This is a genomic window from Rhizobium sp. WYJ-E13 (genome assembly GCF_018987265.1).
Lineage (GTDB): Bacteria > Pseudomonadota > Alphaproteobacteria > Rhizobiales > Rhizobiaceae > Rhizobium.
Window position 1 is genome coordinate 174,350 of the sequence record NZ_CP076854.1, and the last position, 26,334, is coordinate 200,683.

Sequence of the window (26,334 nt, forward strand, 5' to 3'; positions counted from 1 at the left end):
GGGGGCGACATGGCCGTGCTGCTCACAACGCTGATATGGTTGCAGGTTAAGCATTTCGTGGCTGACTATGTCCTGCAGCCCGAATGGATGATTGGCGACAAAGGGAACTTCAGGAAGCCCGGAGCCTATGTCCACGCAGGCATCCACGCCATCGCCACCATACCGATCCTCTTGCTTTCAAGCATGGATGCGATCTGGATTTCCGCAGTCGCCTCCGCCGAGTTCCTTCTCCATTTCCTGATCGATCATCTGAAAGCCATCTACGGTCATCGTCAGCCCCACTCGATCGATACGCGTTCATTCTGGATGCTGCATGGTGCCGATCAGCTGGCTCATCATCTCACTTATTCTGGGATATTAGCGGCCATCATCTGGCATGGCGCCCTCCTCAGCGGCTGAAATAACATGGCCAGTTACGCTCGCTGTTTACATCCCGCAGAAGCATTGGAATCGCCGCGAGACAATTCCGCTTAAAGATCTGGAGCATTAACGAAGCGCGGCTGGTGAGCGACGGCGGGGTATAGCAGTGAGAGGCGCGCGCCTCTCACTAGCTGTTTAATTGTGGCAGCATCACGCTTTGTGTCACGAGACTTTGCTGGAGGGAAAGATGAGAAAATGGTCGGAGCGTGTGCAAAAGGGCGCGCGCGCTGAGGGATTGGTGCAGCCAACCATGCCGATGGGCGCAGCACAATGATGGCTGCGGTCATCATGGGCTCAGAAATGCGCGAGAATGGCCGAGACGAGTTCTCTTTCGCTGGTAACGTCGAGTTTCTCGTAAAGCCTCAGCTTGTGGTTCTTGACGCTGCCGACCGTGATGTCGAGGCGCTCGGCGATCGACGCGTTGTGATAGCCCTGTAAGCAGAAAAGCACGATCTGCTTCTGGCGACCTGTCAGGCAGTGCAGCCGGCTGAACTGCTCCACCCGCTCCGATAGGTCGCTGGCGGTGCGGCGCAGCACGTAGATGTCGGCGCCGGCTAATATGGCATCATGAGAAGCGCGCGAAAGGCGCAGCAGCGACCAACCGTCCCGGCCCATCGTCTCGGTCACTCGGCTGTTGCCGATCTCGCTCGGCTCCGGCTCGCGTTCAAATGCTTGGATTGCGGCATGCGACCAGGTCTCGGATTTGTAGAGCACGGTGTTATTGTCGCTCAGGATCATGATTTCGGATTTGCCGAGATCGGTCCGATGGAGCAGCAGCGCCAGATGGCGGTCGATTGCACGCAACATGTGCAGATGATGCATCTCGATCAGCATCTGCTGCAGCTCGTGGGCAAGCGCGATCTCCTCTCGCGAAAAAATGCTGCTCTGACGGTCGAGGCAGAGCGCCAGGAAACTGCAGTCGTTGATGGGAAAGAGCAGGGCCAACTCATCGGCGATCCGCAGCGTCTTGTCGAGATAACGCCGGTAAGTCTGGTCGAAATCGCCATTGTCGCGCAGATCGTTGAGGCTCACGGCCTTCAGCGCCCGCTCCGTCCAGCGGCGCGGCAGTGGATCGAGCTGCCAGAGGGTATCGGTATAGGCCGCCTTGGCACTGGATCCCATGCCGTTCTCCAACACGATGAGCGGCCTCGATCGGTCTTCGTATCGCGCCACGATCCAAAAGTCGCAGGGGATCATCTGGCGCAGCAGCTCAACCACGTTTTCATAGAAATCCGGTCGTCCGATCTTGGAGATGACTTTGGACATGGTCGCCGAAAAGCCGACGGGCAGGGCGTTACCGGCAGTCATCACCTGGCTTTCGATCATAGAACACCCCGTCTCACAACACGCATTGCCAGACGCAAGTTTCATGCCCGTTTATCATGGCATCGATTGGCATAGCTTGCCCCGTGACTGCAGTCACTATTGGGGATAACCAGCGCCTTGTTTAATGTCTGTGCATAAATTCTAATCAACGGCGGTAGCCCTGCTGGCGGCCGATATAAGGGAACAAGAGAATGTCGATCGATAAGAAAAAGCTAGGCATGCCGTTTCAGCTTTCCCGCCGCGATCTGCTGCGTCATAGCGCCAATGCCGCGATGTTTGCCGCCGTCGCATCTCAGGTCGACTTCACCAAGCCCGCTTTTGCCAATGACCAGAAGCTGACGGGCCCACTGAACGTTCTCGCGTGGGCCGGCTATGACGATCCGGAGCTGATGAAGGGTTTCACCGACCTCACCGGCGTCGAGTTGAATGTCAAGGAAGCCGAAAGCAACGGCGCCCAGCTCAACCTCGTTCAGGCCGGCACGGTGAAGTTCGACGTGATCAACCCTGATGCCGTGTGGACCTCCAAGTTCGCCGAAGCGGGCCTTACGATTCCTGTCGATACGTCAAAGCTGTCATCGCTCGACGAGACGATCCCGATGTTCCGCAACCGGCCAGAGACCATGTTTAACAATGAGGTTTATGCGATCCCCACACGCTTCGGTGTCAACGGCTTCGTCTTCTGGCCCGACAAGATTTCTGCACAGTCCGCAGCCGATGCCGAGCTTGCCTGGGATCCGTCGCTGAAGGGCCGCGTCGAGATCATCGACTGGCCGGAGCTCTACCTCTGGATGGTCGGCCTCTGGAACGGCCTGAAGACGCCGGAAACGGCAACGGGCGACGAGCTGCAGAAGGTTCTCGCCAAGATGACCGCCTTCCGCCCGAACATGCGCGCCCTGCAGGCGGACATGGGCACGGTCAAGACCGACCTCACCAACCGCGAGGCATGGATGGTCTGGGGCTCCTCAAGCGACAACGTCCGCACGACCGCGCGTCTCGCTGGCGCCAGCGTTGATCTCGTGATTCCGAAGCAGGGCGGCGCGATGTGGATGGAATCGCTGCAAGTTGTCCGCGGCACGGAGCATCTGGCCTCCGCGCTCGCCTACGTCAACTACATGACCAGTGCCAAGGCGATGAAGCAAATGGCATGGGGCGCCGACAAGTTCGCCGTCACCAATGCCAAGGTCAAGGATCTCCTGACCGCCGATCAGGTCAAGGCGCTCGGCCTCGACAAGATGGAAGAATGGGTCTCGCAGTGCACAATGGCCAAGGCACCAGTCGACGATACGGGCTGGGCCGACGCCTGGCAGACGTTCAAGACCGCCTGATCCGGCTTGCGGAGACTTCTGAAATGCATATTCGCGTTATCGTGCCCGTTCTCGACAGCGACGCACTCGTCGGCAAGGCCGAAAAGGAATATCGATCGTTTGCAGGCGATGGCGTGATGATTTCAGCGGTGCCGCTGAAGCGCGGTACCAATTCGATCGAATGCGGCTATGATTCCACGCTTGCCGCACCCGAGGTGATGCGGCTGGCGCGCGAGGCGGAAGCAGACGGCGTCGATGCCTGCACCATTGCCTGCTTCACCGATCCCGGCCTGGTAGGTTCCAGGGAGCTGGTTTCCACGCCCATCGTCGGGGAAGGCGAAGCGGCGCTGCACATGGCGGCGATGCTGTCGACGCGCTTCAGCGTCGTCATCACCGAGAAGCCGTTCTTCTCCCTTATCCGGCGCACCGTCCATCACTACGGGCTCTCGGAAAACCTGGCTTCGGTCATTTCGGCCGATGCCAGCGTGCTGGACCTGAACCAGGAGCATGTGCCGCATATCATCGCGCAGTGCATCGACAGTGTTCAACGGCATGGTTCCGAGGCTTTCGTCATGGGCTGCACCGGCACCGGCTTCGATATGGCGCTGATGATCGAAGAATCATTGCAGACGCATTTCGGTGCCTATGTCCCGGTCATCGACCCCGGCAAGGTGGCGCTGCATTTCGCCCGCGCCATGGTCGCCACCGGCCTCAGTCACTCTAAGCTCGCCTATCCAAAGCCGGCGCTGCCGCGCAACGAATATGGTTTCGCGTAATGGCTGATGTTTCGCCCAGCCACCATCATGCTTGCGCAGCGGCGGCGAACAACGCCCGCCGCCGCAAGCTGCTGGCTGCAGTCGGACTTGCGCCACTTCTCCTGTGGCAGCTCATCTTCTTCGTCGTTCCCGTCCTGCTGCTGCTGGTCATCAGCTTCTGGCGCACGACGAACCGCCGCATGGTGCCGGATTTCACCTTCGACAATTACCGCTCTGTCTTCAGCAACGGCGCGACATGGCGTGCGCTGTCACTGTCGCTGGAAACGGCCGCGTTCGTGACCATCGCCTGCGCCGTGCTTGCCTATCCGATCGCCTATTTCATCGCGAAAAAAGCGGGGGCGATGAAGAACCTGCTGCTGGTGGCTGTGATCGCGCCCTTCTGGGTCAGCATCGTCATGCGCGTCGCCGCCTGGCGGCTGCTTCTTGGCGAGCATGGGGTGATCAACCAGGCGCTGTTGTCGCTCGGTATCGTCGATCAGCCTCTCACCGCGCTGCTCTATTCGCCCGTCGCGACCGCCATCGGCCTGATCTATGCCTATCTGCCGCTTTACGTCCTACCGCTCTATGCCTCGATCAGTGCCATCGAGGACAACTGGATTTCGGCCGCCAAGGACCTGAACGCCACGCCGCTCCGCGCCTTTGTCGAGGTGACGCTGCCGCTGTCCCTGCCGGGCCTGATTGTCGGCGCCGTCTTCTGTTTCGTCTTCGGTCTCGGCGAATTCGTCACGCCCGCGCTGCTTGGCGGCGGTAAGGACATGATGATGTCGCAGATTATCCAGGACCAGTTCCAGCGCCGCCTTGATTGGCCGGCCGGTGCGGCCATCGCCATCGTGCTGCTCGCGATCGTGCTTGTCCTGCTCGCAGGATCGATGAAGTGGTTCCGCCAGGCTAGCGGAGAAAAGCTATGACCGCTTGCTCCTCAGCCGGAAAGCTATTCAGTTCTCGCAATCTGCTTGGGCTATACGCCGTCGTCATTTACGCATTCCTTTATCTGCCGATCGTCGTCATCGTGCTGTTTGCCTTCGACGCGAAGCCGATCCCCGGCCTGCCGCTCGGGGTGCTGACAACGGACTGGTTTTCGGCAGCTCTGAGCGATGATCGGATGGTCGGCTCGTTGATGACGAGCATGAAGCTGGCGGCCATCTCGGCGATCCTGTCGACGCTGCTTGCCATGCCGTCGGCGATGGTGCTCGCCTGGATGCCGGTTCGCTTCAAGTCGCTGGTCATGTGCCTGGTGCTCGGCCCCGTCGTCCTGCCACAGCTGGTGCTCGGCCTGGGTCTCGTCATCCTGATGCGCGCAGCACCTGATCTGATCGGTCAGCCCGCGATCGTGTTGGCGCACACGACGATCACCTCGAGCTATGCGACGCTCATCCTATATTCGCGGCTGCTGAGCTTCCGCCGCAGCTATATAGAAGCGGCAATGAACCTCGGCGCCAACGAGTGGGTTGCCTTCCGCGAGGTGGTTCTGCCGCTGATGCGACCGGCGCTGATCTCGGTCGTAATGTTGGCCTTCACCGATGCCTTCGGCGAGTTCGTTATCGCGTGGTTCGTCGCCGGCTTCACCCAGACTTTCCCCATCACGATCTGGACCTCACTTCGCCAGGTCATCTCGCCGAAAATCTATGCGCTTTCTTCGATGATCGTAGTCGCGACGCTGGTCCTGAGCGTGGTCTCGCAATTGTGGGCCATCCGCCAGACCCGTCGCATAAATAAAGTACAGCCCGCATGACAGCTACATCCCTCCATGGTGTCGAGATCGACGGCATCACCAAGCTCTACGGCGATGCGGTTGCCATCCAGCATGTGTCGATGACGGTTTCCGCCGGCGAGTTCGTCACTATCCTCGGGCCGAGCGGCTGCGGCAAGTCCACCCTGCTGCGGATGATCAGCGGCTTCGCCGAACCCACGAGCGGCGATATCCGCGTCGGCGGGAAGTCCGTCGTCGGTCTGCCGCCCTACAAGCGCGACACCGCCATGGTGTTTCAGGATTACGCGCTGTTCCCGCACCGCACGGTCGCCGAGAACATCGCCTTCGGCCTGCGGATGCGCAAGGTCGACAAATCGGAGATCGCCCGCCGCGTCGAGGAGATGCTGGAGCTGATCAACCTCAAGGATTTCGGTAGGCGCCGGGTCAGCGAGATCTCGGGCGGGCAGGCGCAGCGCGTGGCGCTGGGGCGTGCCCTGGTGGTGCGGCCCGCCGTCCTTTTGCTGGACGAACCGCTCGGCGCGCTGGACATGAAGCTGCGCAAACAGATGCAGGCGGAGCTGAAGAAGATCCACCGCGAACTTGGCCTGACCTTCATCGCCGTCACCCACGATCAGGAGGAAGCGCTGACGCTCTCCGACCGCATCGCCGTCATGAACGCAGGCTGCATCGAGCAGTTCGACGCGCCGGAAGCGCTCTACCGCCGGCCCGTCACGCGTTTCGTCGCCGATTTCGTCGGCGGCGCCAATCTGATCGATGCCGAGGTCGGGCCTGCGGGAAGCCTGCTCATCAACGGCAAGCCGCTGGCCGAAATGCCTGCCGACATCATCGGCGCCCGGCCGGTCGGTTCAGCCGTATCCATCGTCGTACGCCCTGAAATCCTTTCCACCTCGGCCGTTGGCGAGAATGACCTCGGCGTCCAGGCCGTGGTGACGGAAGTGCTTTTCTCCGGGCCTGTCCAGCAGATCGTCGGCCGGCTGGCGGATGGAAAGACACTGGTTGCGCACGAGTCGGCGCTGAAGCCTTCTCTCACTCGCGGCGAGACGGTCACCTTCAGCTGGAACAAGACGCTGTCCTGGCTGGTCGATCGCTGAGCAGAAATTTCACTGGATCAAGAAAATGCGTGAACTCAAATTCGAGGAACTAGAGGCGCTTGCGATCGGAGCGGGCGTTCTCGGCACCGGCGGAGGCAACCATCCGCATCTGGAACTCATGTGCGCCGAGGAGGTTTATCGCCGCGGCAAGCGGATCCGCCTCATCGACCCCTGGGAGCTCGCCGACGATGCACGCGTTGCCGTGGTCTGCATCATGGGTGCTCCGCTGGTCACTAAGGAGCGGCTGCCAGAGCCGATCGCCATCCTGCGCGCCGTGAAGCTAATGGAAGAGCACACCGGCAAGCCTTTCGACGCCATCATGTCGATCGAGATCGGCGGTGAAAATGCCTTCTTCGCCATGCTTGTCGGCATGGAGCTCGGCCTCCCCGTCGTTGATGCCGACACGATGGGCCGTGCCTTCCCGGAAGCGCAAATGGCAAGCTTCGCGATCCGTGGACTGTCCGTCGCACCCTTCGCCATCGCGGATATCAGGAACAACGCCGTACTGATCCCCGTCGCCGAAAGCGCCGAACGCGTAGAGCGGATCGGCCGCAAGGCTGTCATTGAGCTTGGCTCGATCGCTGGCACATGCGCCGCACCGCGCTCGGGACGGGAGATCAAGGATCACGCCATCCTCAATTCTGTCGGACGGGCCCTTACGATCGGCAATGCGGTGCTCGAAGCGCGCAAGAGCGGCAGCGACCCCGTCACCGCCGTTCTCGCCGTGGAGAAGGGCGCACTGCTGTTCGCCGGCAAGATACAGGATGTGGCACGCCGCACGACCGACGGCTTCGTGCGCGGCCGCGCCACCGTGCTTGGCAAGGGTGCGTTCGAGGGCCGGACGCTGGAGATCGATTTCCAGAACGAGTTTTCGGTCGCCTGGCTGGACGGTGAGCGGGTGGCCTGCGTGCCCGACCTGATCACTGTGCTAGATGAGGAAACCGCCGAGGCGATCGGTACCGAAGTGCTCCGCTATGGTCAGCGCGTTGCCATCGTCGCGCTGCCGGCCGATCCGATCATGACGAGCCTGCAGGGTCTCGCCAAGGTGGGGCCGCGGGCCTTCGGGTTTGATTTCGATTACCAGTCCTTTGCGGAGGTTCCGGCATGAAGCGCATCGGCATCGACGTCGGCGGCACCAACACGGATGCCGTGCTGCTCAGTGGCAGTGAGATCCTCCGGTCCGTCAAGACGGCCACCACAACCGATGTGACGACAGGCATCCAAAATGCCATGGCGCACATCCTCGATGGCGGCAACCCAGCCTATGCTGAAGGCGTCCGGGCGATCATGATCGGCACCACGCATTTCACCAATGCGGTTGTTGAGAGGCGCGGCCTTTCCAAGGTTGCGGTGATCCGCATCGGGCTTCCGGCTGCCCACAGCATCATGCCGATGCAGGCTTGGCCGGCCGATCTGCGCGCCTGCGTCGAGGGCCCGGTCTTCCTTATCGAGGGCGGCAACGAATTCGACGGACGGCCGATTGTCCCCTTCGGCCGTGCCCGCATGGTGGAGATCGCTAAGGAAATTCGCGACGCCGGCGTCACCGCGGCGGCGATAACCGGCGTGTTCTCGCCGCTGACATCGGAATGCGAGGACGAGGCGGCCTCCATCCTGGCCGAGGTCGCGCCGGATGTCTCAGTCACCCTCTCCAGCCAACTCGGCCGCATCGGCCTGATCGAGCGCGAGAACGCGACTATCCTCAACAGCGCGCTGCATGATATAGCCCGCTACACCGTGAACGCCTTCGAGACTGCGATCGTAGAAAGCGGCGTCGATGCGCCTCTTTACCTGACGCAGAACGATGGCACCGTCATGCAGGCGGCCCACGCCGCGCAGTTCCCCGTTCTCTGCTTTGCGTCTGGGCCGACCAACAGCATGCGCGGCGCCCGGATGCTTTCGGGTCTCGACGAGGCGATCGTCCTCGATGTCGGCGGCACGACGACTGATGCCGGCTGCCTGGTCGGCGGCTTCCCGCGCGAAGCCAACTCCAAGGTCGATGTGGGCGGTGTATCGACGTTCTTCCGCATGCCCGATGTCGTTGCCATCGCGCTTGGCGGCGGCACCATCGTCGATGAAGCACGCAAAGCAATAGGTCCGGCGAGTGTCGGCTATCGCATTTCGCAGATGGCAAGGGTCGCAGGCGGCGAAACGCTGACTCTGACGGATATCGCGGTCCATCGTGGGCTCATGGAGTTTGGTGATCCGGATCGTGTCGCCGGTCTCGCTCCTTCCCTGTCGCAACATGTCGAGGGATGGATAGAGACGCAGCTTGCCGATCTGGTCGACAGGATGAAGACCAGTGCCGCCGACATCCCCGTTGTTGCCGTCGGTGGTGGAGCGGCCTTGGTGCCCAATCATCTGCCGGGTGTCTCGCGTGTCATCAAGGTCCAAAATGCCGGTGTCGCCAATGCGATTGGCGCCGCCATGGCACAGGTCAGCGGTGAGATCGACCGGGTATTCCATGACGTCGACCGCGCACAGGCCATCAGCAGCGCCTCGGAGCTAGCCCGCCATCGCGCCGTCAGCGCCGGCGCCGACGAGGCCTCGCTCGAGACGCTCGATGTGGAGGACACACCGCTTTCCTATATTCCGGGCAACCCGCTCCGGGTTCGGGTGCGGATGATCGGCGATCTTAAGATCTAGTTAGGACAGCTGGGGAGAGTTCTCATCTGTAGCCGGAGCCTCGTACGTTCCCGAACCCGCGTTGTGGGTTTCCTGGCATGTCTACTGCGGGGTCCCGAAAGGCTCAAGTCCTAGATCGCTGCCGCTCCAGCGAATGCCGGGCCGTCGCGGATAGGTGCGTAGCGTGCTGAAGGTTCTGCAAATTCCCTGCGAGGGGCGGTCATGGCAGGGTGGTGCCGTTTATGCCACTGCTTTCCTCACGCTTGAGCCAGCGGCAATTGTCCAATACTAAAGCAGGTTTCTCGCTCTTGCGGCCCTCCCTTTGTTTCACCGAGAACCAGAGATGGTCGACCTGATAATCGCTTTGGTGCGGGCTAAATGTCCGTCGTGACGTGATCCCGATCGATCTTGCCAAGCGTTGTGACGCCGAGCAGGGGCCATCCGCTGATCATCACGCAGTGCGGTGCCGGCTCCGCTGAGGGCTTCAGGATGCTATCGCGCCTGTCGGGCGACTGGGGGATCGCCATCTGCCAATACTGGGGGATCCAGCCGGCGGCGCCAATCGACCATCCCATGGCCGTCGGCGGCGACCCGGCAGACTGGCTTGCCGAGGCGGATCTCGTACTCGTCATCGACTGCCTTGCGCTACGGTCGCCGGATATGCATTCGCTTGAGCCGGCTGCAAGGTCGTTCATATCTGGCAAGACCCGCTCTATTCACGCTTTCCGGTCCGCAACTTCCCTGTGACCTCGCCCTTCTCCGCGACACGGCCGAGGTCATTATCGACTTTGCCGCTGCCGCATCGATGTCTCTGCCGACAACGGCCGGAAGATTGTTGAGGAGATTGCAGACCAACTCGACGAACACTCCGGCCCCACCGATCCCCAGGCCCTCTTCGCCTAATTGAGGCCGCAGGTTCGACTCTCATCAAGTCATCCAGGCGTATCTCACCTAACAGAAGCCGTTAAGCTTTAGGATTTTATGGGCGTCGATCGTCGCCCGAAGAGCCTCCTCGGCCGTGCGGTCTCCATCGTTTGCGTCGGGATGGTGCATCTTGAGTCTCTGCTTGTAACGACTTCTGATTTCATCCGGCGTAGCGTTCGGCGATAGGCCGAGCGTTTCGAATGCTTTTGCTTCCAGCACTTTAAGTTTGCGGGATTGAAAGGCCGCCTTGGCTGCTTGGTTTTGTGCGGCGTTTTTTCGCGCGTTGATCGTCTTCGCGGTCCCGGAGCGAATTGAGGAAGGGAGGGGAGTTTCAGAAGCGTGATTGACTCTAACGCCCCAGCTGGGGCGGCTGCCACTTGCCGCTTCCCTCTGATAGCGGGCCGTGACAGGGCTCGACAGTTTCGTCACATAATTGTAGCCTTCGCTATATTCTTTTGCGTGGCTACGGCAAAACAGCAGGTATAGCCCCTCGGCATCCGCTCCCACTGGGGCGCGATGGACACCTTGTTTGTCGCATCCATCCCATTGGCATCTCGGGCCGCTTGTGTCGCGATGTTCGGCCGGCTTGTTTCGCGTCGGTCGCAGGCCGACGAAAATCTTTGAATCAGACGTCATCGCCCCTTATATGACCATGCCGCTGCCCACGGCAAGATCGCTCTTGGCAGACGTGGATTCCTTGACTGTCGTTAGATTCAACGGGACGGCCCCTAGTCCTGCGCCATCGTGTGACGCAAATGCCCGCTTTGCCGTACACTCGGCTCCGCCACGATGCTGAAAGCTCCGATACGCTTTTCTCTCCCAAGGCGACGCTGCTGATTGACTAACTACGTCTGGGTGTCCGGCGCCCCGAAATTCGCCCGGGCGTCCGGATGCTCGTCGAGGCGCCGTTCGTCATGCTCTATGAGATCATTCCGGACGCTGACGAAGGACCGATTGAAACGGTCGTGATTGTAGCGTGGTGGATGGCCGGAGAAATCTGCCAAGCCTCTTTCCTGAGGCGAAAAATCATATTCGGCATGCGACTCCGGTATGCCTAGAGATAGGATAGCCCCGTGGTGCTGCCTGATGAATGTTTGGCCAGGTCAGAGAACTACGTGTCCGCCGGTTCCTCTCTTCAGCTGCTACGATTTCGCAGGTTGAAATTCAACCGGCAATCTGCGCTGGGAGGACCTAGAGATGGGCGACGAGTTAGTTGCCTCAGCGAGGGTCAAACAGCAGCCCAGCGGCCTGGTAATGTGCTAACGGCTAGTGCGCCATTGAAGATTCAGATCAGCAATGATATATATTGCCGATATCATATATCGGAACTTTCTTATGAGAACATTGGTTGATATCGGCGACCAAGAAGTCAAAGCGCTCGACCGGCTGGCGCAGAGGGAAAAAATGTCGAGGGCAGCGCTGATCCGAAAGGCGATCAATGACTTTCTGGCTAGGAACAATGCCGATAGTGAAGCAGAAGCGTTCGGACTCTGGGGCGATCGAAAGATCGATGGTTTGACATATCAGGAAAACATGCGCAGCGAATGGTAAAGTCTCTGTTCGACACCAATGTTTTGATCGACTATCTCAACGCAGTTCCGCAAGCGCGAGACGAACTGACAAGATATCGCGAAAAGGCGATTAGCATTATCACCTGGATGGAGGTACTCGTCGGCGCCAAGCCTGAGGTGGCAATCGGAACGCGCGCTTTCCTGGCTGGCTTTGCAGTAATCGCTGTCGATGACGCCATAGCCGAACGAGCAGTATCTCTGCGACAGCTTCATCGTATCAAGCTTCCAGATGCCATCATCTGGGCAACAGCCAATGTTCACTCGATGTTGCTGATCACCCGAAACACGAAGGATTTCCCTCGCGAAATGCCGGACATACGGATGCCTTACGAAATCTGACCGCAATGTCTGTGCTGTTACCAGCCGCGTTAGCAGGTGTGAATCAGCGCCGAAGGTTGACACCTGACAAAAGGCTGCAAGCACATGAATGTTCACGCAAAATCTCGATCTAGGTGTGGTCGTCATTGGCGCCGATCGTGCCCCCTCTCGATTTCCATTTCGTATTCGTAAATCAATGCCTTGCGTAAAGAGCGGCAGGGGATCAGCATTGGGCGCTGATTCACACACCAGATGGGTGGCGCGTACTTTTCCCCGCGATCTTTGCACCGTGAGGGCGGCGTCGACTACGGCAGGCTTCAGGGAACCCCTCCTTCAACGCCGCCTACCTCTGCCGACATCCGCGCCACCGAGCCGCCGCACGAAGTCTGCGAAGAAGAGCGAGGCGTTCGTGGCCCGTTTGTGTACCGCGATCGTCTGAGGAATTCGCGAAAACAGTCCATCTACCACCCGGAAGCCTTCCATCCGCTGCGAGGCGTTTAAGAGGAATTCTGTCAGCCCAGCCGCCGCGTCGCATTCTCGGTCGGCGAGAAAGTCGAGGGCCGCCGCGGGGCTGTCGACATGGAGCACCGTCGCTCGCTTGAGTGTTCGTTCAAGCTGCTTCGTATAGGCGGCGCTACGCGCGGAAGCGATGCGAATTCCGTTGGAATCCAGCTCGCCCGCCGTCCGGTAGGGTGAAGTCACTGGAACCAGGTAGGTGGCCTCGACCGAGATGTAGGGAGGCGAGAAGCTGAAGCGATCGGTTCTTGACGGGTCAGACGCGATGAAGGCGATGTCCCACTCGCCGCCATCAGCAGCGGAAAGAATATCCGCGGCCGATCCGTATCGTCTAAGGGAAAGCTCCTGACTAAGTTCATGGGCGATTCTAGCCGCAATTTCCGCGCTCGGGCCTAACAAGGCGCCGGCGTTTTCGTCCCAGCGAATCAACGCTGCGTTCGACATGTTGACGGCAGCTCTAATAGGTCCGGTCGGCGCTATCTCCGACCGGACCTTATCCAAGGTGAACATGCTGTGTCTCCCTAGCGCGAAAACCTTGACGCCAGTGCTTCCGATCCTCTGGCAAGGAGAGCAATGTCGACGCCAACTGCCGTGAACAGTGTTCCCTGTGCGATGCAGCGAGCCGCAAACTTCTCGTCAGCCGTCAAGATGCCCGAAGGCTTGCCGACCGCCTTCAAGCGCTCGATCGCATTCTCGATTGCCGAGACTACCTCGGGATGTCCCGGTTGGCCGGGATAACCGAGGCTGGCGGCAAGGTCCGCCGGACCGATGAAGATCCCGTCGACTCCATCGACCTCTGCAATGGCTTCAAGCTGATCGAGCGCCTCTCGTGTTTCGATCTGCAGCAAGAGGCAGATTTCCTGTTCGGCGGTCTGTGCGTAGTTCGGCACGCGCCCGAAACGGGTGGCGCGGGTGAGGGCGGATACGCCGCGGATACCGCGCGGTGCGTAGCGCGCGGCGGCCACGGCCGCCTTCGCCTCCTGTTCATTCTGCACATATGGAATGAGAAGCGTCTGGACGCCGATATCCAGAAAGCGCTTGATCAATACAGGGTCGTTGGAAGCCGGGCGCACCACGGGGGCGACGTCGTACGGCGCAACCGCCTGCAACTGTGGAAGTACAGTGAGGACGTCGCTGGGAGAATGCTCGGTATCGAAAAGCAGCCAGTCGAAACCGGACGGTGCGACGATTTCCGCTGCGTAGCTGCCCGGAAGGCCGCACCACAGCCCGATCTGACTTTGACCGGCCCGGAGTTTCCGCTTGAACCTGTTGACGGGGAGTTCCATTGGATCCTCACACGAACGAGACGCCGATCGAGCCGACGGGGCCGTAATCGGCCTGGATCACGTCGCCCTGGGCGATGTCCACAGGGCGGGTGAAAGAGCCGGCCAGCACGATCTGTCCCTTTTTCAAACCGTCGCCCACCGCATGGAGCTTGTTTACCAACCACGCGATCCCGGCTGCCGGATGGCCCATGATCGCTGCAGAAACACCGGATTCCTCGATAATGCCGTTCTTCGAGAGGGTTGCGCCCACCCAGCGGATGTCGAGGTCCATTGGACGAATGATGCGGCCCCCTACGACGATCGCCCCAAAAGCGGCATTGTCAGCGATCGTATCGGTGATCGCCCTCGGAACCTCGGTGCGATAGTCGATGATCTCGAGAGCCGGGACTACGAATTCAGTTGCCCTCATCACGTCGTAGATCCGCGTACCTGGTCCCTCGAGATCCTCGCCCATCACAAAGGCGAGCTCGACTTCGAGGCGGGGCTTGATAAAAAGGTCCGCCTTGATCTGTGCTCCGTCGTTGTAGAGCGCGTCATCGAGGATGACACCATAGTCGGGCTCGGTCATCTTGGATGCCATCTGCATCGCGCGCGACGTAAGGCCGATCTTGTGGCCTACGACCCGAGCACCCTTCGCAATCCGAGCCTCCGCCCAGAGCGCTTGAATGTTGTAGGCATCGTCAAGCTCCAGACCGGGATAGGTCTTGCTCGGTTGAACGATTGGCTTGCGGTCGGTTTCTGCTTTCAGAAGGGCGTTGGCCGCCTCTCGGCGTTCCTGTTCTGTGATCATGGGTTCGGCTCTGTCGTTGACTATTTGATTGGTGGACGCGGCAGCACGGCTTCGCCGGGCTCCATGACGTAGGTGTAGTCGAGCGAGTACCACGGGCCGTCGACGCCCGGTTCGGACGGATGCGGTTCGTCATGGCGGACGAAGTCGCCGGTCAGGGCTGTCGTCACTCCAAACTGGACGTCGGAATCGATGTTCGGATCGCTTGGATCGAAGACCTGGGAAATCAGCGTCTTGTATCCCTGCTTGAAGATCAGGGCGTGAAGATGCGCTGGTCGGTAGGGGTGACGTCCCTGCGCCTTAAGCAGTCGGCCGACGACGCCGTCGACCGGGATCGGGTATCCGACCATCTTCACGGTGCTGAACCAGAAGCGGCCGTCGGCATCCGTGGTGAACTTGCCCCTAAGGTTCATCTCAGCCTGATCGGGATCCTGGTTTTCATAGAGTCCAACAGGAGAAGCATGCCAGACGTCGACCTCGGCACCCGCGATCGGCCTGCCGTCCCGGTCTACCACCTTGGCGCGGACATAGAGTGGCGTGCCTGGCGTGTCGGAGCGGATGATCGTACCGCCGTTTTCGACACGGGGAGAGTTCAGGCGCCAGAACGGGCCGAGAAGAGACTGCGACGTCTCTGTCTGGCCGCTGTCGCCGTTGTTCAAAAGGCAAACCAGCGAAGATACGCCGAGAGATCCGGCCATGAGAACGAACTCGTTGTGGCTGTCCGTTTGCAGTTGTCCGATCTCGTTTAGTATCGCCGTAGCTTCGCGGAACTCGACTTCGGACAATCTCACCTCCCGCACGAATGCATGGAGATGCTTCACCATCGCGACGAGGATCTCTCGCAGACGTGGATCCTCGGTTTTGTTCATTGCCGCGAGGACAGCAGGTGTCAGCTCGCTTTCGGTTTTTATGGCCATAGGGCTACCTCCCAATGATGCCGACTATTAAAAATAATCGATTATCTGTCAATGAACGTTACGACGACTTTTTCCGTCGGTGCGGAGGAAATCAATCTAATATCTAATTAATTTATTGAATTAGCTATACTAATCCACGAAGTAAACGGGCCACAGCTAGCGAAAACGAGTTCAACTGCATTTCTCGTTGACATAAATAATCGTTTATCATATCGATCATCGACAGTTGATCAAAATCGCCAGAGGAGTAGGGATGAGCTCGACCGACGATAATGCCCCTGCGCCAATGACAGACGAGGAGACAGCGTCCGCGGGCTTTTCCGATGATGGCAAGAACACCATCGGAAGCCAGTTGGCGTCGCGTCTGCGCGAGGCGATCATCTCTGGCGAGCTGGAGGCGGGCAGCAAGATCAATCTCGACAAGGCGCGCCGCACGTTCAACGTCAGCTTAAGCCCTCTGAGGGAGGGGCTTGCCCGCCTCATCTCCGACGGCCTGGTGGAGTTTCATGACAACCGTGGCTATCGCGTAGCTCCGATCTCGCTGGCGAATCTGGAAGAAATCACGACGCTCCGCGAAGAGCTCGAAGTCTTCGCGCTGCGGGAATCCATACGTCTCGGTGATGTCGAGTGGGAGAGCAATATAATGCGCTCGCTCCATCGCCTGAACCGCACGGATCGAGATGCCTCACGGCCTGAGACGCTCGAGCAATGGGAGGCTCTTCACCGGGAATTCCATCTCACACTCATTTCCGGTTGCGGAAAACCGCTTCTGTTGCATTTCTGTGGCCTCTTGCTGAACCTGAATGATCGATACCGCCGGGTTTTCCTCATCAGGACTTCCGGCGACCGGAACGTCGGGCAGGAGCACAGCGAGATTGCGCAAGGGGCGGTTGCGCGGGATATCGACTACGCCAGCGAGAAACTGCGACAGCACATCCACCGCACTGGGACGAACCTTCGAAATCATCTCGCGACGAAAGGGATCGTGTGATGGCGGCGCCTGGATCAAAATCAGAGCAACAGATTGGCGTAGCGCACTTCTCTGCCATCTCCCTGACGCCGAGCGATTTTGCGAAGGCCGCAGCGCGGGCAGGCTTTTCCAGAATTGGACTGCGGCTTAATCCGGCTTTTCCTGGAGCGCCGTACTACGAGCTGCCTGTAGGCGGCCACGCAGCGGACGAATTGAAAGCCGTGCTGCGCGGCGAAGCGGTCGAGGTCTTCGATATCGAGTTCTTTGTCATCGACCCCTCGTTCAACGCCTCGTCTCAGGAACCGATAATGGCTGCGGCGGCCAACATTGGGGCCAAGCGTCTAAGCGTGTGCGGCGACGATCCGGAGCAGAATAGGCTGCAGTCGAACTTCACCGAATTCTGCGTCCTTGCAAGCGGCTACGGATTGGCGGTCGATATCGAGAACATGGGTTGGCGGACGGTCAGAACGTTCGCTGACAGCGTCAATCTCCTGAAATCGAGCGGTGCACCCAATGCCGGGGCACTTGTCGACGGAGTGCATTTCTTCAGGAACGGCGGAACGTTGACGTCGCTGCGCGCCGAGATCGGCAGGGTCAAGCACGTCCAGTTGTGCGACGTCGCCGGACCCGCTCCCACCACGGCCGAGGCCATGATTGCGGAGGCCCGAGGCAAACGTCTTGCCCCCGGCGAGGGCGAATTGCCCTTGGGCGAACTGATCGCAATAGCCGATGGGGCCGCGTCGATCTCGGTCGAAGTGCCTCTTTCAGGCTCGGCGGACGTGGAGGAGCATTTGAAGCGGCTGTTCGAAGGGGCGTCACGAATATTTAAGCCGGATCAGTGATCCCGGCGCCGGCGAGGCGAAAAGCCACGCCGAGTGGAGGAAGCCAACACATGGGTTACACGTTTGATTTTGGTGCGGTCTTCGACCGCGCCCCGGAATTGTTTTGGGGTTCGCTTGGAACATTGGGTCTCGCCTTCGCCGGGATGCTGCTCGCTCTCGTGATCGGAATCCTGGGCGTTGCAGTGAGAACGTCGAAGATCGCGTGGGTTCGCGCTCCCGTCATCGCGTTCGTCGAAGTCGTCCGCAACACGCCGTTTCTGGTGCAGATCTTCTTCATCTACTTCGCCCTTCCGCTTATGGGCATCCGCCTCAACCCGACGATCACCGCAATCATCGCGCTGGGGATCAACGGAGGTGCCTACGCCATCGAGATCATCCGCGGGGGCGTTGAGAGCATCAGCAAGGGACAGATCGAAGCTGGGTTTGCGCTCGGGCTGCACAAGGCTGACGTCTTCCGCCTCATCGTTCTCAAGCCGGCATTGCGAGCGATCTACCCGTCTTTGACGAGCCAATTCGTGATGCTGACCTTGACCACTTCGGTGTGCACCTCGATCGCCGCATATGAGCTGACATCCGCGGCGCAACGCATCGAGTCAGATACGTTCCGAAGCTTCGAAGTCTACTTCACGGTGACCGCAATCTACCTGGTCATCTCAAGCTTAATGATGGGAATCTTCGCTTTGATATCCCGTTCCTACTTTAACTATCCGACTCGATAGGAGGCGCTCATGGGTCCCATTGGCGAAAACGAGCTGTTCTTCCTCCTGCAGGGTCTGAAATGGACCGTATTGCTGGCGATCATCGGGTTCATTGGCGGAGGCGTATTCGGCATTTTGATCGCACTTGTGCGCACGTCGAAGCATCAGTTCGCCCGGCTTGCATCATCCGGCTATATCGCGCTCTTCCAGGGCACGCCGCTCCTGATGCAGCTCTTTGTCGTCTACTACGGCGTTGCCTTGCTTGGCATCGACGTCAACGCCTGGGTCGCAGTCGCGATCGCCTTCACTCTCCACGCGAGCGCCTTCCTCGGTGAGATATGGCGAGGCTCGATTGAAGCCGTTCCCAAAGGGCAGACCGAAGCCGCGAACGCTCTTGGCCTGCATTATGTCTCCCGAATGAGGGACGTGGTTCTGCCACAGGCTTTGAAGATCTCGATGCCCGCGACTATCGGCTTTCTTGTGCAGCTCATTAAGGGGACGTCGCTTGCGGCGATCGTGGGCTTCATCGAGCTGACCCGCGCTGGCCAGATCATATCGAACCAGACCTACCGCCCGCTGCTCGTCTTCGGGATCGTCGGAATAATCTACTTCATGATTTGCTGGCCTCTCTCCCATGTCGGGAGCGGCCTCGAGAAACGGATGGCAAAAGCCGCCCGCTAAGCCTGCTTCGGGAGAAGCAAACAGCACAAGAGGAGGAAAGTGTAATGAATACCAATCGCAGGAAATTTCTCGGTCTAGCGCTGGCGACCGCTACCTTCGCCACCGTTGGCGCCGCGGCAGCCACCGCGGCATCTGTCGAGGAGATTAAGTCGAAGGGAACGCTCGTCGTGGGCATCCAAGGTGACAACGCGCCTTGGGGCTTTGTGAACTCGAGCGGCAAACAGGACGGCTTTGACGCCGACGTGGCGACGCTGTTCGCCAAGGAACTCGGCGTGAAGGTCCAGTTCCAACCGCTCGCGGTGGCCAACCGTATTCCCGCGCTGACGACCGGCAAGGTCGATATTCTCTTCGCCACGATGGCGATGACGGAAGAGCGCGCCAAGTCGATCCAGTACAGCAAGCCTTATGCGGCCAACACGATTTCGCTTTATGCCGCCAAAGCCGACGCCGTGAAATCGCCGGCCGACGTGGCTGGTTGGGAAATCGCCGTGCCGAAGTCCAGCTCGCAGGACAAGGCCGTAACCGACGCGGTCGGATCGACGGCCACCATTCGCCGCTTCGACGATGACGCGGCCACTATCCAGGCCCTGATTTCCGGACAGGTAAAGGCAGTGGGTGGCAATCAGTTCTACGGGCAGAGGCTGGATGCAGCCAGCGCCGGCACCTATGAACGAAAGATCAACTTCCTGACGACTTATAACGGCGTGGGAACGCGACTCGGCGAGAAGGACTGGAACGAGACGGTCAACGCGTTCCTCGACAAGATCAAGGGCAACGGCGAACTCGCGGCCATCACCAAGAAATGGATGGCAATCGATCTTCCCACGTTCCCTGAATCCATCCCCAACATCCCGTTTACGGTCAAGTAAAGCATAAATGGAGGGCGCCGTGCTCAATTCCCCCAACGATCAATCGACCTTGATATCCCTTGATAAAGTGCAGAAATGGTACGGCTCCTTCCACGCGCTGAAGAACATCAGTCTGTCGGTTCGCAAGGGAGAAAAGATCGTCCTTTGCGGACCGTCCGGTTCCGGCAAGTCCACCTTGATCCGTTGCATCAACGCTCTTGAATTGATTCAGGACGGCAAGATCGTGGTGGAAGGTCAACTGCTGGATGGCACCACCAAGGCGGTCGACGCCATCAGGCGTGAAGTCGGAATGGTTTTCCAGAACTTCAATCTGTTCCCGCACATGACCGTCCTGCAAAATTGCGCGCTTGCACCCATGAGAGTGCGGGGCGCAAGCCGTGCCGACGCAGAGAAGTTGGCGCAAAAGTATCTCGAGCGCGTTCGCATCCTCGATCAGGCGGAAAAGTATCCAGCACAACTCAGCGGCGGACAGCAGCAGCGCGTCGCCATTGCGCGCGCCCTGTGCATGGAGCCGAAAGCGATGCTTTTCGACGAGCCCACCTCCGCCTTGGATCCCGAAATGGTCAAAGAGGTTCTCGACACCATGATCGGCCTCGCAAGAGACGGCATGACGATGATCTGCGTGACCCATGAAATGGGCTTCGCCCGGCAAGTCGCTGACAGGGTCATCTTCATGGCTTCCGGAGAGATCATCGAGGAGGCGGAGCCCGAAACCTTTTTCAAGAACCCCAAGCATGACCGGACGAAGGCATTTCTCGGCGAAATCCTCGCGCATCACTGATCGGGCAGAGACATGGACAAGAACAAGTACCTGGTGGGCCTCATCGGCGCCGACATCCAGATGTCAAAGTCGCCGGCGCTCCATGAAACGGAAGGACGCCATCTGGGACTTGATTACGAGTACGAGCTCGTGGATCTGGCAACGCGCGGTTTGCCTCCTTCCGCGCTGCCAGATCTTCTGAACGAACTGGAAAGCCGCGGCTTTGCGGGAACCAACATCACCCACCCATGCAAACAGACCGTGCTGGCTCACCTGACGCGCCTGTCCGAAGATGCTGAGATGCTTGGAGCCGTAAACACGGTTGTGCTTCAGAATGGCGAGCGGATCGGACACAACACCGACTGGTATGGCTTCTACAAGAATTTCGAGCGCGGCTTGCCCGGCGTCGCGAAGGCTCATGCTGTTCTGCTTGGGGCAGGTGGTGCTGGGGTGGCCGTCGCGCACGCTGCCGTGAAGGGCGGCATAGAAAAGCTCTCGATCTTTGATCAGGACGAGCGCCGCGCCTCCACTCTTGCCGATCAACTCAACGAGAGATTTTCAGGGGAGGTCGCAAGGCCGGTCAGAGACGTCGGTGCGGCGCTCGCCACAGCAGACGGCCTTATCCACGCCACGCCGACTGGTATGCGAAGCCATCCGGGGCTTCCGATAGATCCCGATTGGATACAGCATCATCACTGGGTGGCGGATATTGTCTATATGCCGTTGGTGACCGAGCTCCTTGCGTTGGCAAAGCGGAAGGGCTGCCGAACGCTCGCAGGCGGAGGAATGACCGTGTTTCAAGCGGCCGCAGCCTTCGAGCTTTTCACAGGCCTGTCGCCCGACACGGAACGAATGTCGCGCCATTTCGACGAGTTATGCCGAGTGACAGCGTGATCGGGGGACTACTCCATGCCGCATATTATCATCGACTACAGCCGAGGCGCAGCGGAACGCGTCGCCATCGACGAGTTGACCCGCGCTGTTCATCGCCGGGTCCGCGACGGAGGGCTGGTCAAGCCAACCGTGGTCCGCACGTTCGCTAGAGAAGCCACCGTCTCCTGCGTCGGCGACGAGCATCCCGCCAATCACTTTGTGCAGATAATTGTACGCATGGCTCCAGGCCGTTCTCCGGAGGTCAAACGAGAGCTGCTGAAATCGATACTCGAAGCTGCGCGTGACGTTGCAGCCTCCGCACTGGAAACCGGCCGGCTCGGTCTCCGCGTGGATCTCTACGAATCCGACCTAAACTTCGCGTTTCAGGACATAGCCTTCGCCTGATCCCGGCAACGCCCAACAAGGACAAATGCAATGAGCCTCATCTACGTTCTCAACGGACCAAACCTAAACCTCCTCGGCAAGCGCCAGCCACATATCTACGGGCACGAGACATTGGTTGACGTCGAGGCGGACTGCCGAAAGTTGGCGTCGGAGTTGGGTCACGAAATCCGTTTCCATCAAAGCAACCGCGAATACGAGATCATCGACTGGATCCACCAAGCGCGCGAGGACGGCGCTGGCATTGTCATCAACCCGGCCGCGTTCACTCACACTTCGCTCGCGATCCTCGATGCACTGAATACATTTGAGGGCCCAGTCATCGAGATCCATATCTCCAACGTTCACAAGCGCGAGAGTTTTCGTCACCACTCCTTCGTGTCCCACCGGGCCGACGGTGTCATCGCGGGTCTCGGCACCGAAGGCTATCAACTCGGCATCCGCAGAGTTGCGACCATGCTCAAGACTGAGAAGAAGGACTGATAGCAATGACGAACCGGGTCAAGCTGGCAGTCCTTGGCGCGGGGCTAATCGGCAAGCGTCATATCAAGCATGTAATAGAGGAGCCGACCGCAGAGCTGACGGCAGTCGTGGATCCCACGCCAGCCAGCCAAGCGATCGCAAGTGAGGCGGGTGTCAGGTGGTTCCCCAGCTTTGCCGACATGATGAATTCTCAGCGCCCCGACGGAGTCATCATCGCGACACCTAATCAGGTGCATGTACAAAATGGGTTGGAAGCCGTGGAGGCGGGCGTACCGGCGCTGATCGAAAAGCCGATCGCGGACGACATCGCTGCCGGTGAGAAGCTTGTGCAAATGGCTGAGGCCAAAGGCGTAGCGCTGCTGACGGGACATCACCGCCGGCATAATCCGATGATGCAGAAAGCGAAGGAGATCATCGATAGCGGGACGCTCGGTCGGATCCTGGTCGTGAATGCGATGTTCTGGCTGTTCAAGCCGGACGAGTACTTTGACATCTCCTGGCGGCGAGAGCGTGGAGCGGGGCCGGTCTTCCTCAACCTAATTCACGACATCGACAACCTCCGTTTCCTTTGCGGCGATATAAACGCCGTACAGGCGCGTGAATCCAACGCAGTGCGAAGCAACGCCGTCGAGGAAACCGCGGTTATCCTCATCGAATTCAAAAGTGGTGTTCTCGGTACTGCTTCCGTATCCGATTCCGTTGTCGCGCCGTGGAGTTGGGAGATGACGACTGGAGAAAATCCCGCTTACCCGAAAACCGAAGAGACTTGCTACATGATCGGCGGAACACACGGATCTCTGGCCGTGCCGTCGCTAGAAATATGGAGCAATCCCGAAAAGCGAAGCTGGACCGAGGCATTGGAGCGCGACAGAGCCGCATTTGTAATGGAGGACCCTCTTGTCATGCAGATCCGTCAGCTCTGCAGCGTCATTCGGGGCGAGGAAGCTCCTTTAGTTAGCGCTCGGGAAGGCTTGGAGACATTGAAAGTCATTGAGGCCGTCAAGCGGTCGGCCACGATGGGAGGACGCGTCGTCCTCTAACCCGGAGCGACAGAGGGGTGGGGTTCGATTCCGTTCAACTGCTCGTCAGGGAGATCTCTTGCAGCGCGGGGATATTCTGGAGGTTCAGAGCGCCATGCAGTCTTCGATGTGATAGCCAGCAATCGGAAACCAAGACGGTACCGTCCGCGTAGTGCTGCCGGTTTTGATTGCAACAAGAGTGTAGGCACTGGACCGAATAACCGCCGCCGCAAACGCTGGCATTCTGTGGCTCGGTGCCCGCCGCATCGCTGGCGGCAGCGCTACCCGCATACGCGCCCGGCCTGGCGCGGAGGTCAAGATCGAGATTTCGCCTGTTGACCGGGACGTTGTCGACGATGCCGGTTTGCTTGCGTTACCACCAGCTCCGGTTCGAAAGCCCGCACAGGAGCTTCTCAAGCTGCGCAATTTCGGTAGAGGAAACCATATGCGACCTGTCCGGCAGAATGTCGCAATGGAGCCGCGCCCGCGCTCGAGCCAGCGCCGCAGCAGTCTGGGCGAAGGCATCGACAGGGATCCAGGGGTCCTTGTCGGAGCCGGTCAGATAGACCGGCAGCCGGTCGAGGTCGGCGAATGGGCGGTCGCAATCGGGCGTTCCGACCCGGCAGCCGGTCAGGCTTGCCAGAGCGCCGTTCCACGGGCCGTGCCGCATCGCATATTCGACTGCAAGGCATGCGCCCTGGCTGAAGCCACCGATGACGAGCGGCTTCGGGTGATTGTTCGAGCCGGAAAGATCGCCGATCAATTTCCTGACATGAGCGATCGCCTGCTCAAGCTGTTGCCGGGTGCGGTCCGTCAGCACGTCGGTCGCGCGCGCGTCATACCAGCTGTTGCCGCGCGCTCGCGGCAGCAAGAAGGCGACGCCGGGCACCTTGAGCTTCGAGATCACCTGCTCCTGCATATCCTCGGGCGACTGGGTACGCCCGTGGATGAAGATGCAGTGCACTAGGGCCTCCTCGGGGTTCGCACCGAGGAAGAGCGGCGTGTCGTGGGTCGACATGGCGGCGGGCTCAGAATGTTGCGGGTTCGAGACCTGCGATCAGCTCCTGCCGGCGATCTTCGAACCACGGCGGGAAGACCAGCGTGGTGCCGATCTGGTCCGCCGGTTCATCGAGCGCCCAGCCCCCTTCGACCGACCAGGCGATCTCGAACAAGGCGCCGCCGGGAGAGCGGACATAGCAGGACTTGAAGTAGTTGCGGTCCTTCTGATCCGAGACGTCGGTGAAGCCGAGGCCCTCGATATGTGCCTTGAGCTTGAGCTGGTTTTCCTCGTTGCCGGTGTTGAGGGCGAGGTGATGGATCGTGCCGCCGGCCAGTGTCCAGGTGCCTTGCGGGCCGGTCGGCTCGTGCAGTACCTCGACCATGCTGCTCGGCCCGCCGGCATTCGGCACGGAGAACATCAGGCCTTCGTCGCTGTCGGCTTCCTTTTTCATCGACATGCCGACGCTGAGGAAGTCGTCCATCGCGGTGCGGTCGAAGACGGCGATGGCGGCGCCATAGATGCCCTTGATGCCGTGCGCTGCACTCACGCCCTGCGCCTCATTGACGATCGACGGACGATTGTCGGCCGGGCTTTCGACCAATTCATGCGGAATGCCGCAGGGATGTTTGAAAGCGACACGGGTGATGCCGAAGCGCGAAATCTTGGCGGCCTCGACGCCCTTGCCGTTCAGCCGGTCGATCCAATAGTCGGCCGAACCGACAGGAATGGCCTGCTGGATGATCTTCGACTGATTGGTGCCGCGCTTGCCGAAGACGGCCGGCTTGCGGAAGGGGAAGGTGGTTATGATGGTCGAGGCATCGCCGTTTCGCGAGCCATAATAGAGATGATAGACGGGGATCGTGCCGTCAAACAGGACCGTGCGCTTGACCGAATAGAGCCCGAGCACCTTGGTGTAGAAGTCGTAATCCTCCTGCACGCCATCGGTGCAGAGCGTCAGATGATGATAGCCGCTGACAAGAGCCATGTCGTCCTCCTCCAAAGACATTGCCAATTCCGGATACGGTCCTCAGCCGTTGTCATCCGAAACCACGGCGCGGTCTGCATGTTGCAGACATCCCGTGACAGTTCCGACTATAGCCAATTTACCCTCCCGCTGATTGACATTGTTCATGCAAGCTATAGCAATTTGCTATGAAGATCGTGGAAGCTCACCTTGTCCAACTCGCCGCCGTGATCGAGACCGGCGGTGTTACCGAAGCGGCCGCCATGCTGGGCATGACCCAGTCGGCAGTGTCGCGCACCATCTCGATCCTGGAAAAGCGCATCGGCGAGCCGCTCTTCGTCTCCGGCCGGCGGCCGATGCAGCCCACGCCGCTCGGCGAACAGCTCGGCCAGCAGGGTAAGGCCATCCTGGCATCGTCGCGTAAGGCGATGGAGATCATCCGCAGCTTCAAGTCTGGCTCGTCGGGACGTGTGCGGATCGGCGGGGTGCCCTTCTTCATGGATGCGGTGGTGTCGCCGATGATCGCCTCGTTCCAGCGCGGCGAGCCGGGCATTATGGTGCACCAGTCCTATGGCAACTATCCCGATCTCGTCGCCGAACTGGATTCCGGCCAGATCGACCTCGCGGTGACCCCGACCGGGTCGGTGGATCTGCGCGCCGATCTGCATTTCGAGCCGATTCTGACGGCGCGCAACGTGCTCACGTGTGGCGCCGGCCATCCGTTGGTCCGCAAGCGCAATCTCGTGACCGAGGACATCGTCAATTACCCCTGGATCGCGCCGCTGCCGGGTTCTCCGCTGGTGCTCGACCTGCACAATATTCTGCTGACGCTGGGGCTGGCGGAAGTGTCGCTGCGCTATGCGGGTGGGTCGCTGTTGAGCGTCGTAAATTACCTTGCGGGCACCGATGCGCTGGCCATTCTGCCGCATTCCGTCGTTCATGCTTTCCGCGGTGAGAACAAGATCAGCATCATCCCGCTCGATATTCCCCAGCCCGAGCGCGTGCTCGGCGTCATGACACGCAAGAAGCCCTATTCGAACCCCGCCGGCCGTAAGTTTCTCGGCCATATGCGCCGGGAGTTTGCGGAACTCCGGCGCGCGGTCGAGAAACACGAAAAGACGATCCAGTGGGTGCAGGGACCGTTCATGGGTGAACGCGAGCGCATCTCATCCGCCGACTGATACTGCGATGAAATCGCCCGGAA

At 59.8% G+C, this 26,334-nt stretch carries 31 protein-coding genes; 21 read left to right on the forward strand and 10 right to left on the reverse strand.

The features are described 5' to 3' along the window. Positions 1 to 9 precede the first annotated feature (9 nt). Positions 10 to 399, forward strand: coding sequence for a DUF3307 domain-containing protein (locus KQ933_RS22350; protein ID WP_216760039.1), 390 nt, complete (start codon positions 10 to 12; stop codon positions 397 to 399). A gap of 315 nt (positions 400 to 714) precedes the next feature. On the opposite strand, the gene KQ933_RS33520 is transcribed toward KQ933_RS22350, so the two are convergent. Continuing rightward, on the reverse strand, positions 715 to 1,746 hold the full coding sequence (locus tag KQ933_RS33520) for a helix-turn-helix transcriptional regulator (RefSeq protein WP_253958391.1): 1,032 nt from the start codon (positions 1,744 to 1,746) through the stop codon (positions 715 to 717). Between the two features lie 191 nt (positions 1,747 to 1,937). On the opposite strand from KQ933_RS33520, the gene KQ933_RS22360 reads away from it, so the two are divergent. The 7 genes from KQ933_RS22360 to KQ933_RS22390 are packed head-to-tail and all read left to right on the forward strand — an operon-like array spanning position 1,938 to position 9,271. Further along, the gene (locus KQ933_RS22360) at positions 1,938 to 3,071 is read left to right on the forward strand and encodes a PotD/PotF family extracellular solute-binding protein (protein ID WP_216760040.1); all 1,134 of its coding nucleotides are present in this window, start codon (positions 1,938 to 1,940) and stop codon (positions 3,069 to 3,071) included. A gap of 23 nt (positions 3,072 to 3,094) precedes the next feature. Beyond that, positions 3,095 to 3,826, forward strand: a complete 732-nt coding sequence (locus KQ933_RS22365) for an aspartate/glutamate racemase family protein (protein WP_216760041.1) — start codon at positions 3,095 to 3,097, stop codon at positions 3,824 to 3,826. After that, a complete protein-coding gene (locus KQ933_RS22370) occupies positions 3,826 to 4,734 on the forward strand; it encodes an ABC transporter permease (protein WP_216760042.1) in 909 nt (302 codons plus the stop codon). Before KQ933_RS22365 ends, KQ933_RS22370 begins: the two co-directional genes overlap by 1 nt. Next, positions 4,731 to 5,558, forward strand: a complete 828-nt coding sequence (locus KQ933_RS22375; protein ID WP_216760043.1) for an ABC transporter permease — start codon at positions 4,731 to 4,733, stop codon at positions 5,556 to 5,558. Before KQ933_RS22370 ends, KQ933_RS22375 begins: the two co-directional genes overlap by 4 nt. Further along, positions 5,555 to 6,628 (forward strand): ABC transporter ATP-binding protein, encoded by a 1,074-nt coding sequence (locus KQ933_RS22380; RefSeq protein ID WP_216760044.1) that lies wholly within the window; start codon positions 5,555 to 5,557, stop codon positions 6,626 to 6,628. Before KQ933_RS22375 ends, KQ933_RS22380 begins: the two co-directional genes overlap by 4 nt. A gap of 25 nt (positions 6,629 to 6,653) precedes the next feature. Continuing rightward, positions 6,654 to 7,736, forward strand: coding sequence for a DUF917 domain-containing protein (locus KQ933_RS22385; RefSeq protein ID WP_216760045.1), 1,083 nt, complete (start codon positions 6,654 to 6,656; stop codon positions 7,734 to 7,736). Next, positions 7,733 to 9,271, forward strand: a complete 1,539-nt coding sequence (locus tag KQ933_RS22390; RefSeq protein ID WP_216760046.1) for a hydantoinase/oxoprolinase N-terminal domain-containing protein — start codon at positions 7,733 to 7,735, stop codon at positions 9,269 to 9,271. The genes KQ933_RS22385 and KQ933_RS22390 overlap by 4 nt, the downstream gene beginning before the upstream one ends. Before the next feature lie 353 nt (positions 9,272 to 9,624). Here the strand turns inward: KQ933_RS22390 and KQ933_RS22395 are convergent, their stop codons facing one another. The 3 genes from KQ933_RS22395 to KQ933_RS33840 all read right to left on the reverse strand — a co-directional run bounded on the left by KQ933_RS22395 (position 9,625) and on the right by KQ933_RS33840 (position 11,178). Next, on the reverse strand, positions 9,625 to 9,882 hold the full coding sequence (locus KQ933_RS22395) for a hypothetical protein (protein WP_216760047.1): 258 nt from the start codon (positions 9,880 to 9,882) through the stop codon (positions 9,625 to 9,627). Between the two features lie 319 nt (positions 9,883 to 10,201). Next, entirely contained in the window at positions 10,202 to 10,810 is a 609-nt protein-coding gene (locus KQ933_RS22400) for a J domain-containing protein (protein ID WP_216760048.1), read from the reverse strand. A gap of 209 nt (positions 10,811 to 11,019) precedes the next feature. Next, positions 11,020 to 11,178: a hypothetical protein gene (locus tag KQ933_RS33840; protein WP_216760049.1), complete on the reverse strand. Its 159-nt coding sequence runs from the start codon at positions 11,176 to 11,178 to the stop codon at positions 11,020 to 11,022. Between the two features lie 331 nt (positions 11,179 to 11,509). Here KQ933_RS33840 and KQ933_RS22410 point away from each other — a divergent pair, with 331 nt between their 5' ends. Together KQ933_RS22410 and KQ933_RS22415 are read left to right on the forward strand one after the other, a co-directional pair. After that, entirely contained in the window at positions 11,510 to 11,725 is a 216-nt protein-coding gene (locus KQ933_RS22410; RefSeq protein WP_216760768.1) for a CopG family transcriptional regulator, read from the forward strand. Next, the gene (locus KQ933_RS22415) at positions 11,719 to 12,084 is read left to right on the forward strand and encodes a type II toxin-antitoxin system VapC family toxin (protein ID WP_216760050.1); all 366 of its coding nucleotides are present in this window, start codon (positions 11,719 to 11,721) and stop codon (positions 12,082 to 12,084) included. Before KQ933_RS22410 ends, KQ933_RS22415 begins: the two co-directional genes overlap by 7 nt. 312 nt (positions 12,085 to 12,396) lie before the next feature. Here the strand turns inward: KQ933_RS22415 and KQ933_RS22420 are convergent, their stop codons facing one another. From KQ933_RS22420 to KQ933_RS22435, 4 genes are read right to left on the reverse strand one after another with little or no spacing between them, the layout of a single operon-like run. Then, complete coding sequence (locus KQ933_RS22420) at positions 12,397 to 13,089, reverse strand: transporter substrate-binding domain-containing protein (RefSeq protein WP_216760051.1); 693 nt, start codon at positions 13,087 to 13,089, stop codon at positions 12,397 to 12,399. A gap of 11 nt (positions 13,090 to 13,100) precedes the next feature. After that, entirely contained in the window at positions 13,101 to 13,865 is a 765-nt protein-coding gene (gene hpaI / locus KQ933_RS22425; protein WP_216760052.1) for a 4-hydroxy-2-oxoheptanedioate aldolase, read from the reverse strand. A gap of 7 nt (positions 13,866 to 13,872) precedes the next feature. Next, complete coding sequence (gene hpaH / locus KQ933_RS22430) at positions 13,873 to 14,655, reverse strand: 2-oxo-hept-4-ene-1,7-dioate hydratase (protein ID WP_216760053.1); 783 nt, start codon at positions 14,653 to 14,655, stop codon at positions 13,873 to 13,875. Positions 14,656 to 14,675: 20 nt separating this feature from the next. Then, the gene (locus tag KQ933_RS22435) at positions 14,676 to 15,569 is read right to left on the reverse strand and encodes an intradiol ring-cleavage dioxygenase (protein ID WP_216760054.1); all 894 of its coding nucleotides are present in this window, start codon (positions 15,567 to 15,569) and stop codon (positions 14,676 to 14,678) included. A 253-nt stretch (positions 15,570 to 15,822) separates the two neighbouring features. Here KQ933_RS22435 and KQ933_RS22440 point away from each other — a divergent pair, with 253 nt between their 5' ends. Genes KQ933_RS22440 through KQ933_RS22485 form a run of 10 tightly spaced genes read left to right on the forward strand, consistent with a single transcriptional unit; the run spans position 15,823 to position 23,187 of the window. Then, positions 15,823 to 16,560 (forward strand): GntR family transcriptional regulator, encoded by a 738-nt coding sequence (locus KQ933_RS22440; protein WP_216760055.1) that lies wholly within the window; start codon positions 15,823 to 15,825, stop codon positions 16,558 to 16,560. Further along, positions 16,560 to 17,381 (forward strand): sugar phosphate isomerase/epimerase, encoded by an 822-nt coding sequence (locus KQ933_RS22445; protein ID WP_216760056.1) that lies wholly within the window; start codon positions 16,560 to 16,562, stop codon positions 17,379 to 17,381. The genes KQ933_RS22440 and KQ933_RS22445 overlap by 1 nt, the downstream gene beginning before the upstream one ends. Positions 17,382 to 17,431: 50 nt before the next feature. Continuing rightward, complete coding sequence (locus KQ933_RS22450; RefSeq protein ID WP_216760057.1) at positions 17,432 to 18,100, forward strand: amino acid ABC transporter permease; 669 nt, start codon at positions 17,432 to 17,434, stop codon at positions 18,098 to 18,100. Between the two features lie 9 nt (positions 18,101 to 18,109). After that, entirely contained in the window at positions 18,110 to 18,760 is a 651-nt protein-coding gene (locus tag KQ933_RS22455; protein WP_183726508.1) for an amino acid ABC transporter permease, read from the forward strand. Between the two features lie 44 nt (positions 18,761 to 18,804). Continuing rightward, a complete protein-coding gene (locus KQ933_RS22460) occupies positions 18,805 to 19,629 on the forward strand; it encodes a transporter substrate-binding domain-containing protein (RefSeq protein ID WP_216760058.1) in 825 nt (274 codons plus the stop codon). Positions 19,630 to 19,636: 7 nt separating this feature from the next. Then, complete coding sequence (locus KQ933_RS22465; protein ID WP_301925086.1) at positions 19,637 to 20,410, forward strand: amino acid ABC transporter ATP-binding protein; 774 nt, start codon at positions 19,637 to 19,639, stop codon at positions 20,408 to 20,410. Positions 20,411 to 20,422: 12 nt separating this feature from the next. Beyond that, positions 20,423 to 21,283: a shikimate dehydrogenase gene (locus KQ933_RS22470; RefSeq protein WP_216760059.1), complete on the forward strand. Its 861-nt coding sequence runs from the start codon at positions 20,423 to 20,425 to the stop codon at positions 21,281 to 21,283. Between the two features lie 15 nt (positions 21,284 to 21,298). Further along, the gene (locus KQ933_RS22475) at positions 21,299 to 21,667 is read left to right on the forward strand and encodes a 5-carboxymethyl-2-hydroxymuconate Delta-isomerase (RefSeq protein ID WP_216760060.1); all 369 of its coding nucleotides are present in this window, start codon (positions 21,299 to 21,301) and stop codon (positions 21,665 to 21,667) included. 30 nt (positions 21,668 to 21,697) lie between these two features. Continuing rightward, positions 21,698 to 22,147: a type II 3-dehydroquinate dehydratase gene (gene aroQ / locus KQ933_RS22480; protein WP_132591303.1), complete on the forward strand. Its 450-nt coding sequence runs from the start codon at positions 21,698 to 21,700 to the stop codon at positions 22,145 to 22,147. Between the two features lie 5 nt (positions 22,148 to 22,152). Continuing rightward, positions 22,153 to 23,187, forward strand: coding sequence for a Gfo/Idh/MocA family protein (locus KQ933_RS22485; RefSeq protein ID WP_216760061.1), 1,035 nt, complete (start codon positions 22,153 to 22,155; stop codon positions 23,185 to 23,187). 352 nt (positions 23,188 to 23,539) lie between these two features. Here KQ933_RS22485 and KQ933_RS22490 read toward each other — a convergent pair whose 3' ends face one another. Then, entirely contained in the window at positions 23,540 to 24,184 is a 645-nt protein-coding gene (locus KQ933_RS22490) for an alpha/beta hydrolase (RefSeq protein WP_216760062.1), read from the reverse strand. A gap of 10 nt (positions 24,185 to 24,194) precedes the next feature. After that, positions 24,195 to 25,151 carry a VOC family protein gene (locus KQ933_RS22495; protein WP_216760063.1) on the reverse strand — a complete coding sequence of 319 codons (957 nt, stop codon included), beginning with the start codon at positions 25,149 to 25,151 and terminating at the stop codon, positions 24,195 to 24,197. Positions 25,152 to 25,318: 167 nt separating this feature from the next. Between KQ933_RS22495 and KQ933_RS22500 the strand changes: the two genes are divergently transcribed. Then, positions 25,319 to 26,311 carry a LysR family transcriptional regulator gene (locus KQ933_RS22500; RefSeq protein WP_216760064.1) on the forward strand — a complete coding sequence of 331 codons (993 nt, stop codon included), beginning with the start codon at positions 25,319 to 25,321 and terminating at the stop codon, positions 26,309 to 26,311. Positions 26,312 to 26,334: the final 23 nt, after the last annotated feature.

What these genes read in the sequence shown, in the direction of transcription:
- KQ933_RS22465 (WP_301925086.1), top strand. Translation starts at nt 19,637, where the DNA reads ATGGAGGGCGCCGTGCTCAATTCCCCCAACGATCAATCGACCTTGATA.
- KQ933_RS22500 (WP_216760064.1), top strand. Translation starts at nt 25,319, where the DNA reads ATGAAGATCGTGGAAGCTCACCTTGTCCAACTCGCCGCCGTGATCGAG.
- KQ933_RS22395 (WP_216760047.1), bottom strand. Translation starts at nt 9,882, where the DNA reads ATGACGAGTACGAGATCCGCCTCGGCAAGCCAGTCTGCCGGGTCGCCG.
- KQ933_RS22350 (WP_216760039.1), top strand. Translation starts at nt 10, where the DNA reads ATGGCCGTGCTGCTCACAACGCTGATATGGTTGCAGGTTAAGCATTTC.
- KQ933_RS22445 (WP_216760056.1), top strand. Translation starts at nt 16,560, where the DNA reads ATGGCGGCGCCTGGATCAAAATCAGAGCAACAGATTGGCGTAGCGCAC.
- hpaI (WP_216760052.1), bottom strand. Translation starts at nt 13,865, where the DNA reads ATGGAACTCCCCGTCAACAGGTTCAAGCGGAAACTCCGGGCCGGTCAA.
- KQ933_RS22410 (WP_216760768.1), top strand. Translation starts at nt 11,510, where the DNA reads ATGAGAACATTGGTTGATATCGGCGACCAAGAAGTCAAAGCGCTCGAC.
- KQ933_RS22460 (WP_216760058.1), top strand. Translation starts at nt 18,805, where the DNA reads ATGAATACCAATCGCAGGAAATTTCTCGGTCTAGCGCTGGCGACCGCT.
- KQ933_RS22475 (WP_216760060.1), top strand. Translation starts at nt 21,299, where the DNA reads ATGCCGCATATTATCATCGACTACAGCCGAGGCGCAGCGGAACGCGTC.
- KQ933_RS22385 (WP_216760045.1), top strand. Translation starts at nt 6,654, where the DNA reads ATGCGTGAACTCAAATTCGAGGAACTAGAGGCGCTTGCGATCGGAGCG.
- KQ933_RS22400 (WP_216760048.1), bottom strand. Translation starts at nt 10,810, where the DNA reads ATGACGTCTGATTCAAAGATTTTCGTCGGCCTGCGACCGACGCGAAAC.
- KQ933_RS22470 (WP_216760059.1), top strand. Translation starts at nt 20,423, where the DNA reads ATGGACAAGAACAAGTACCTGGTGGGCCTCATCGGCGCCGACATCCAG.
- KQ933_RS22440 (WP_216760055.1), top strand. Translation starts at nt 15,823, where the DNA reads ATGAGCTCGACCGACGATAATGCCCCTGCGCCAATGACAGACGAGGAG.
- KQ933_RS22495 (WP_216760063.1), bottom strand. Translation starts at nt 25,151, where the DNA reads ATGGCTCTTGTCAGCGGCTATCATCATCTGACGCTCTGCACCGATGGC.
- KQ933_RS22455 (WP_183726508.1), top strand. Translation starts at nt 18,110, where the DNA reads ATGGGTCCCATTGGCGAAAACGAGCTGTTCTTCCTCCTGCAGGGTCTG.
- KQ933_RS22365 (WP_216760041.1), top strand. Translation starts at nt 3,095, where the DNA reads ATGCATATTCGCGTTATCGTGCCCGTTCTCGACAGCGACGCACTCGTC.
- KQ933_RS22380 (WP_216760044.1), top strand. Translation starts at nt 5,555, where the DNA reads ATGACAGCTACATCCCTCCATGGTGTCGAGATCGACGGCATCACCAAG.
- KQ933_RS22415 (WP_216760050.1), top strand. Translation starts at nt 11,719, where the DNA reads ATGGTAAAGTCTCTGTTCGACACCAATGTTTTGATCGACTATCTCAAC.
- KQ933_RS33520 (WP_253958391.1), bottom strand. Translation starts at nt 1,746, where the DNA reads ATGATCGAAAGCCAGGTGATGACTGCCGGTAACGCCCTGCCCGTCGGC.
- aroQ (WP_132591303.1), top strand. Translation starts at nt 21,698, where the DNA reads ATGAGCCTCATCTACGTTCTCAACGGACCAAACCTAAACCTCCTCGGC.
- hpaH (WP_216760053.1), bottom strand. Translation starts at nt 14,655, where the DNA reads ATGATCACAGAACAGGAACGCCGAGAGGCGGCCAACGCCCTTCTGAAA.
- KQ933_RS22490 (WP_216760062.1), bottom strand. Translation starts at nt 24,184, where the DNA reads ATGTCGACCCACGACACGCCGCTCTTCCTCGGTGCGAACCCCGAGGAG.
- KQ933_RS22390 (WP_216760046.1), top strand. Translation starts at nt 7,733, where the DNA reads ATGAAGCGCATCGGCATCGACGTCGGCGGCACCAACACGGATGCCGTG.
- KQ933_RS22485 (WP_216760061.1), top strand. Translation starts at nt 22,153, where the DNA reads ATGACGAACCGGGTCAAGCTGGCAGTCCTTGGCGCGGGGCTAATCGGC.
- KQ933_RS22375 (WP_216760043.1), top strand. Translation starts at nt 4,731, where the DNA reads ATGACCGCTTGCTCCTCAGCCGGAAAGCTATTCAGTTCTCGCAATCTG.
- KQ933_RS22420 (WP_216760051.1), bottom strand. Translation starts at nt 13,089, where the DNA reads ATGTTCACCTTGGATAAGGTCCGGTCGGAGATAGCGCCGACCGGACCT.
- KQ933_RS22370 (WP_216760042.1), top strand. Translation starts at nt 3,826, where the DNA reads ATGGCTGATGTTTCGCCCAGCCACCATCATGCTTGCGCAGCGGCGGCG.
- KQ933_RS22450 (WP_216760057.1), top strand. Translation starts at nt 17,432, where the DNA reads ATGGGTTACACGTTTGATTTTGGTGCGGTCTTCGACCGCGCCCCGGAA.
- KQ933_RS22435 (WP_216760054.1), bottom strand. Translation starts at nt 15,569, where the DNA reads ATGGCCATAAAAACCGAAAGCGAGCTGACACCTGCTGTCCTCGCGGCA.
- KQ933_RS22360 (WP_216760040.1), top strand. Translation starts at nt 1,938, where the DNA reads ATGTCGATCGATAAGAAAAAGCTAGGCATGCCGTTTCAGCTTTCCCGC.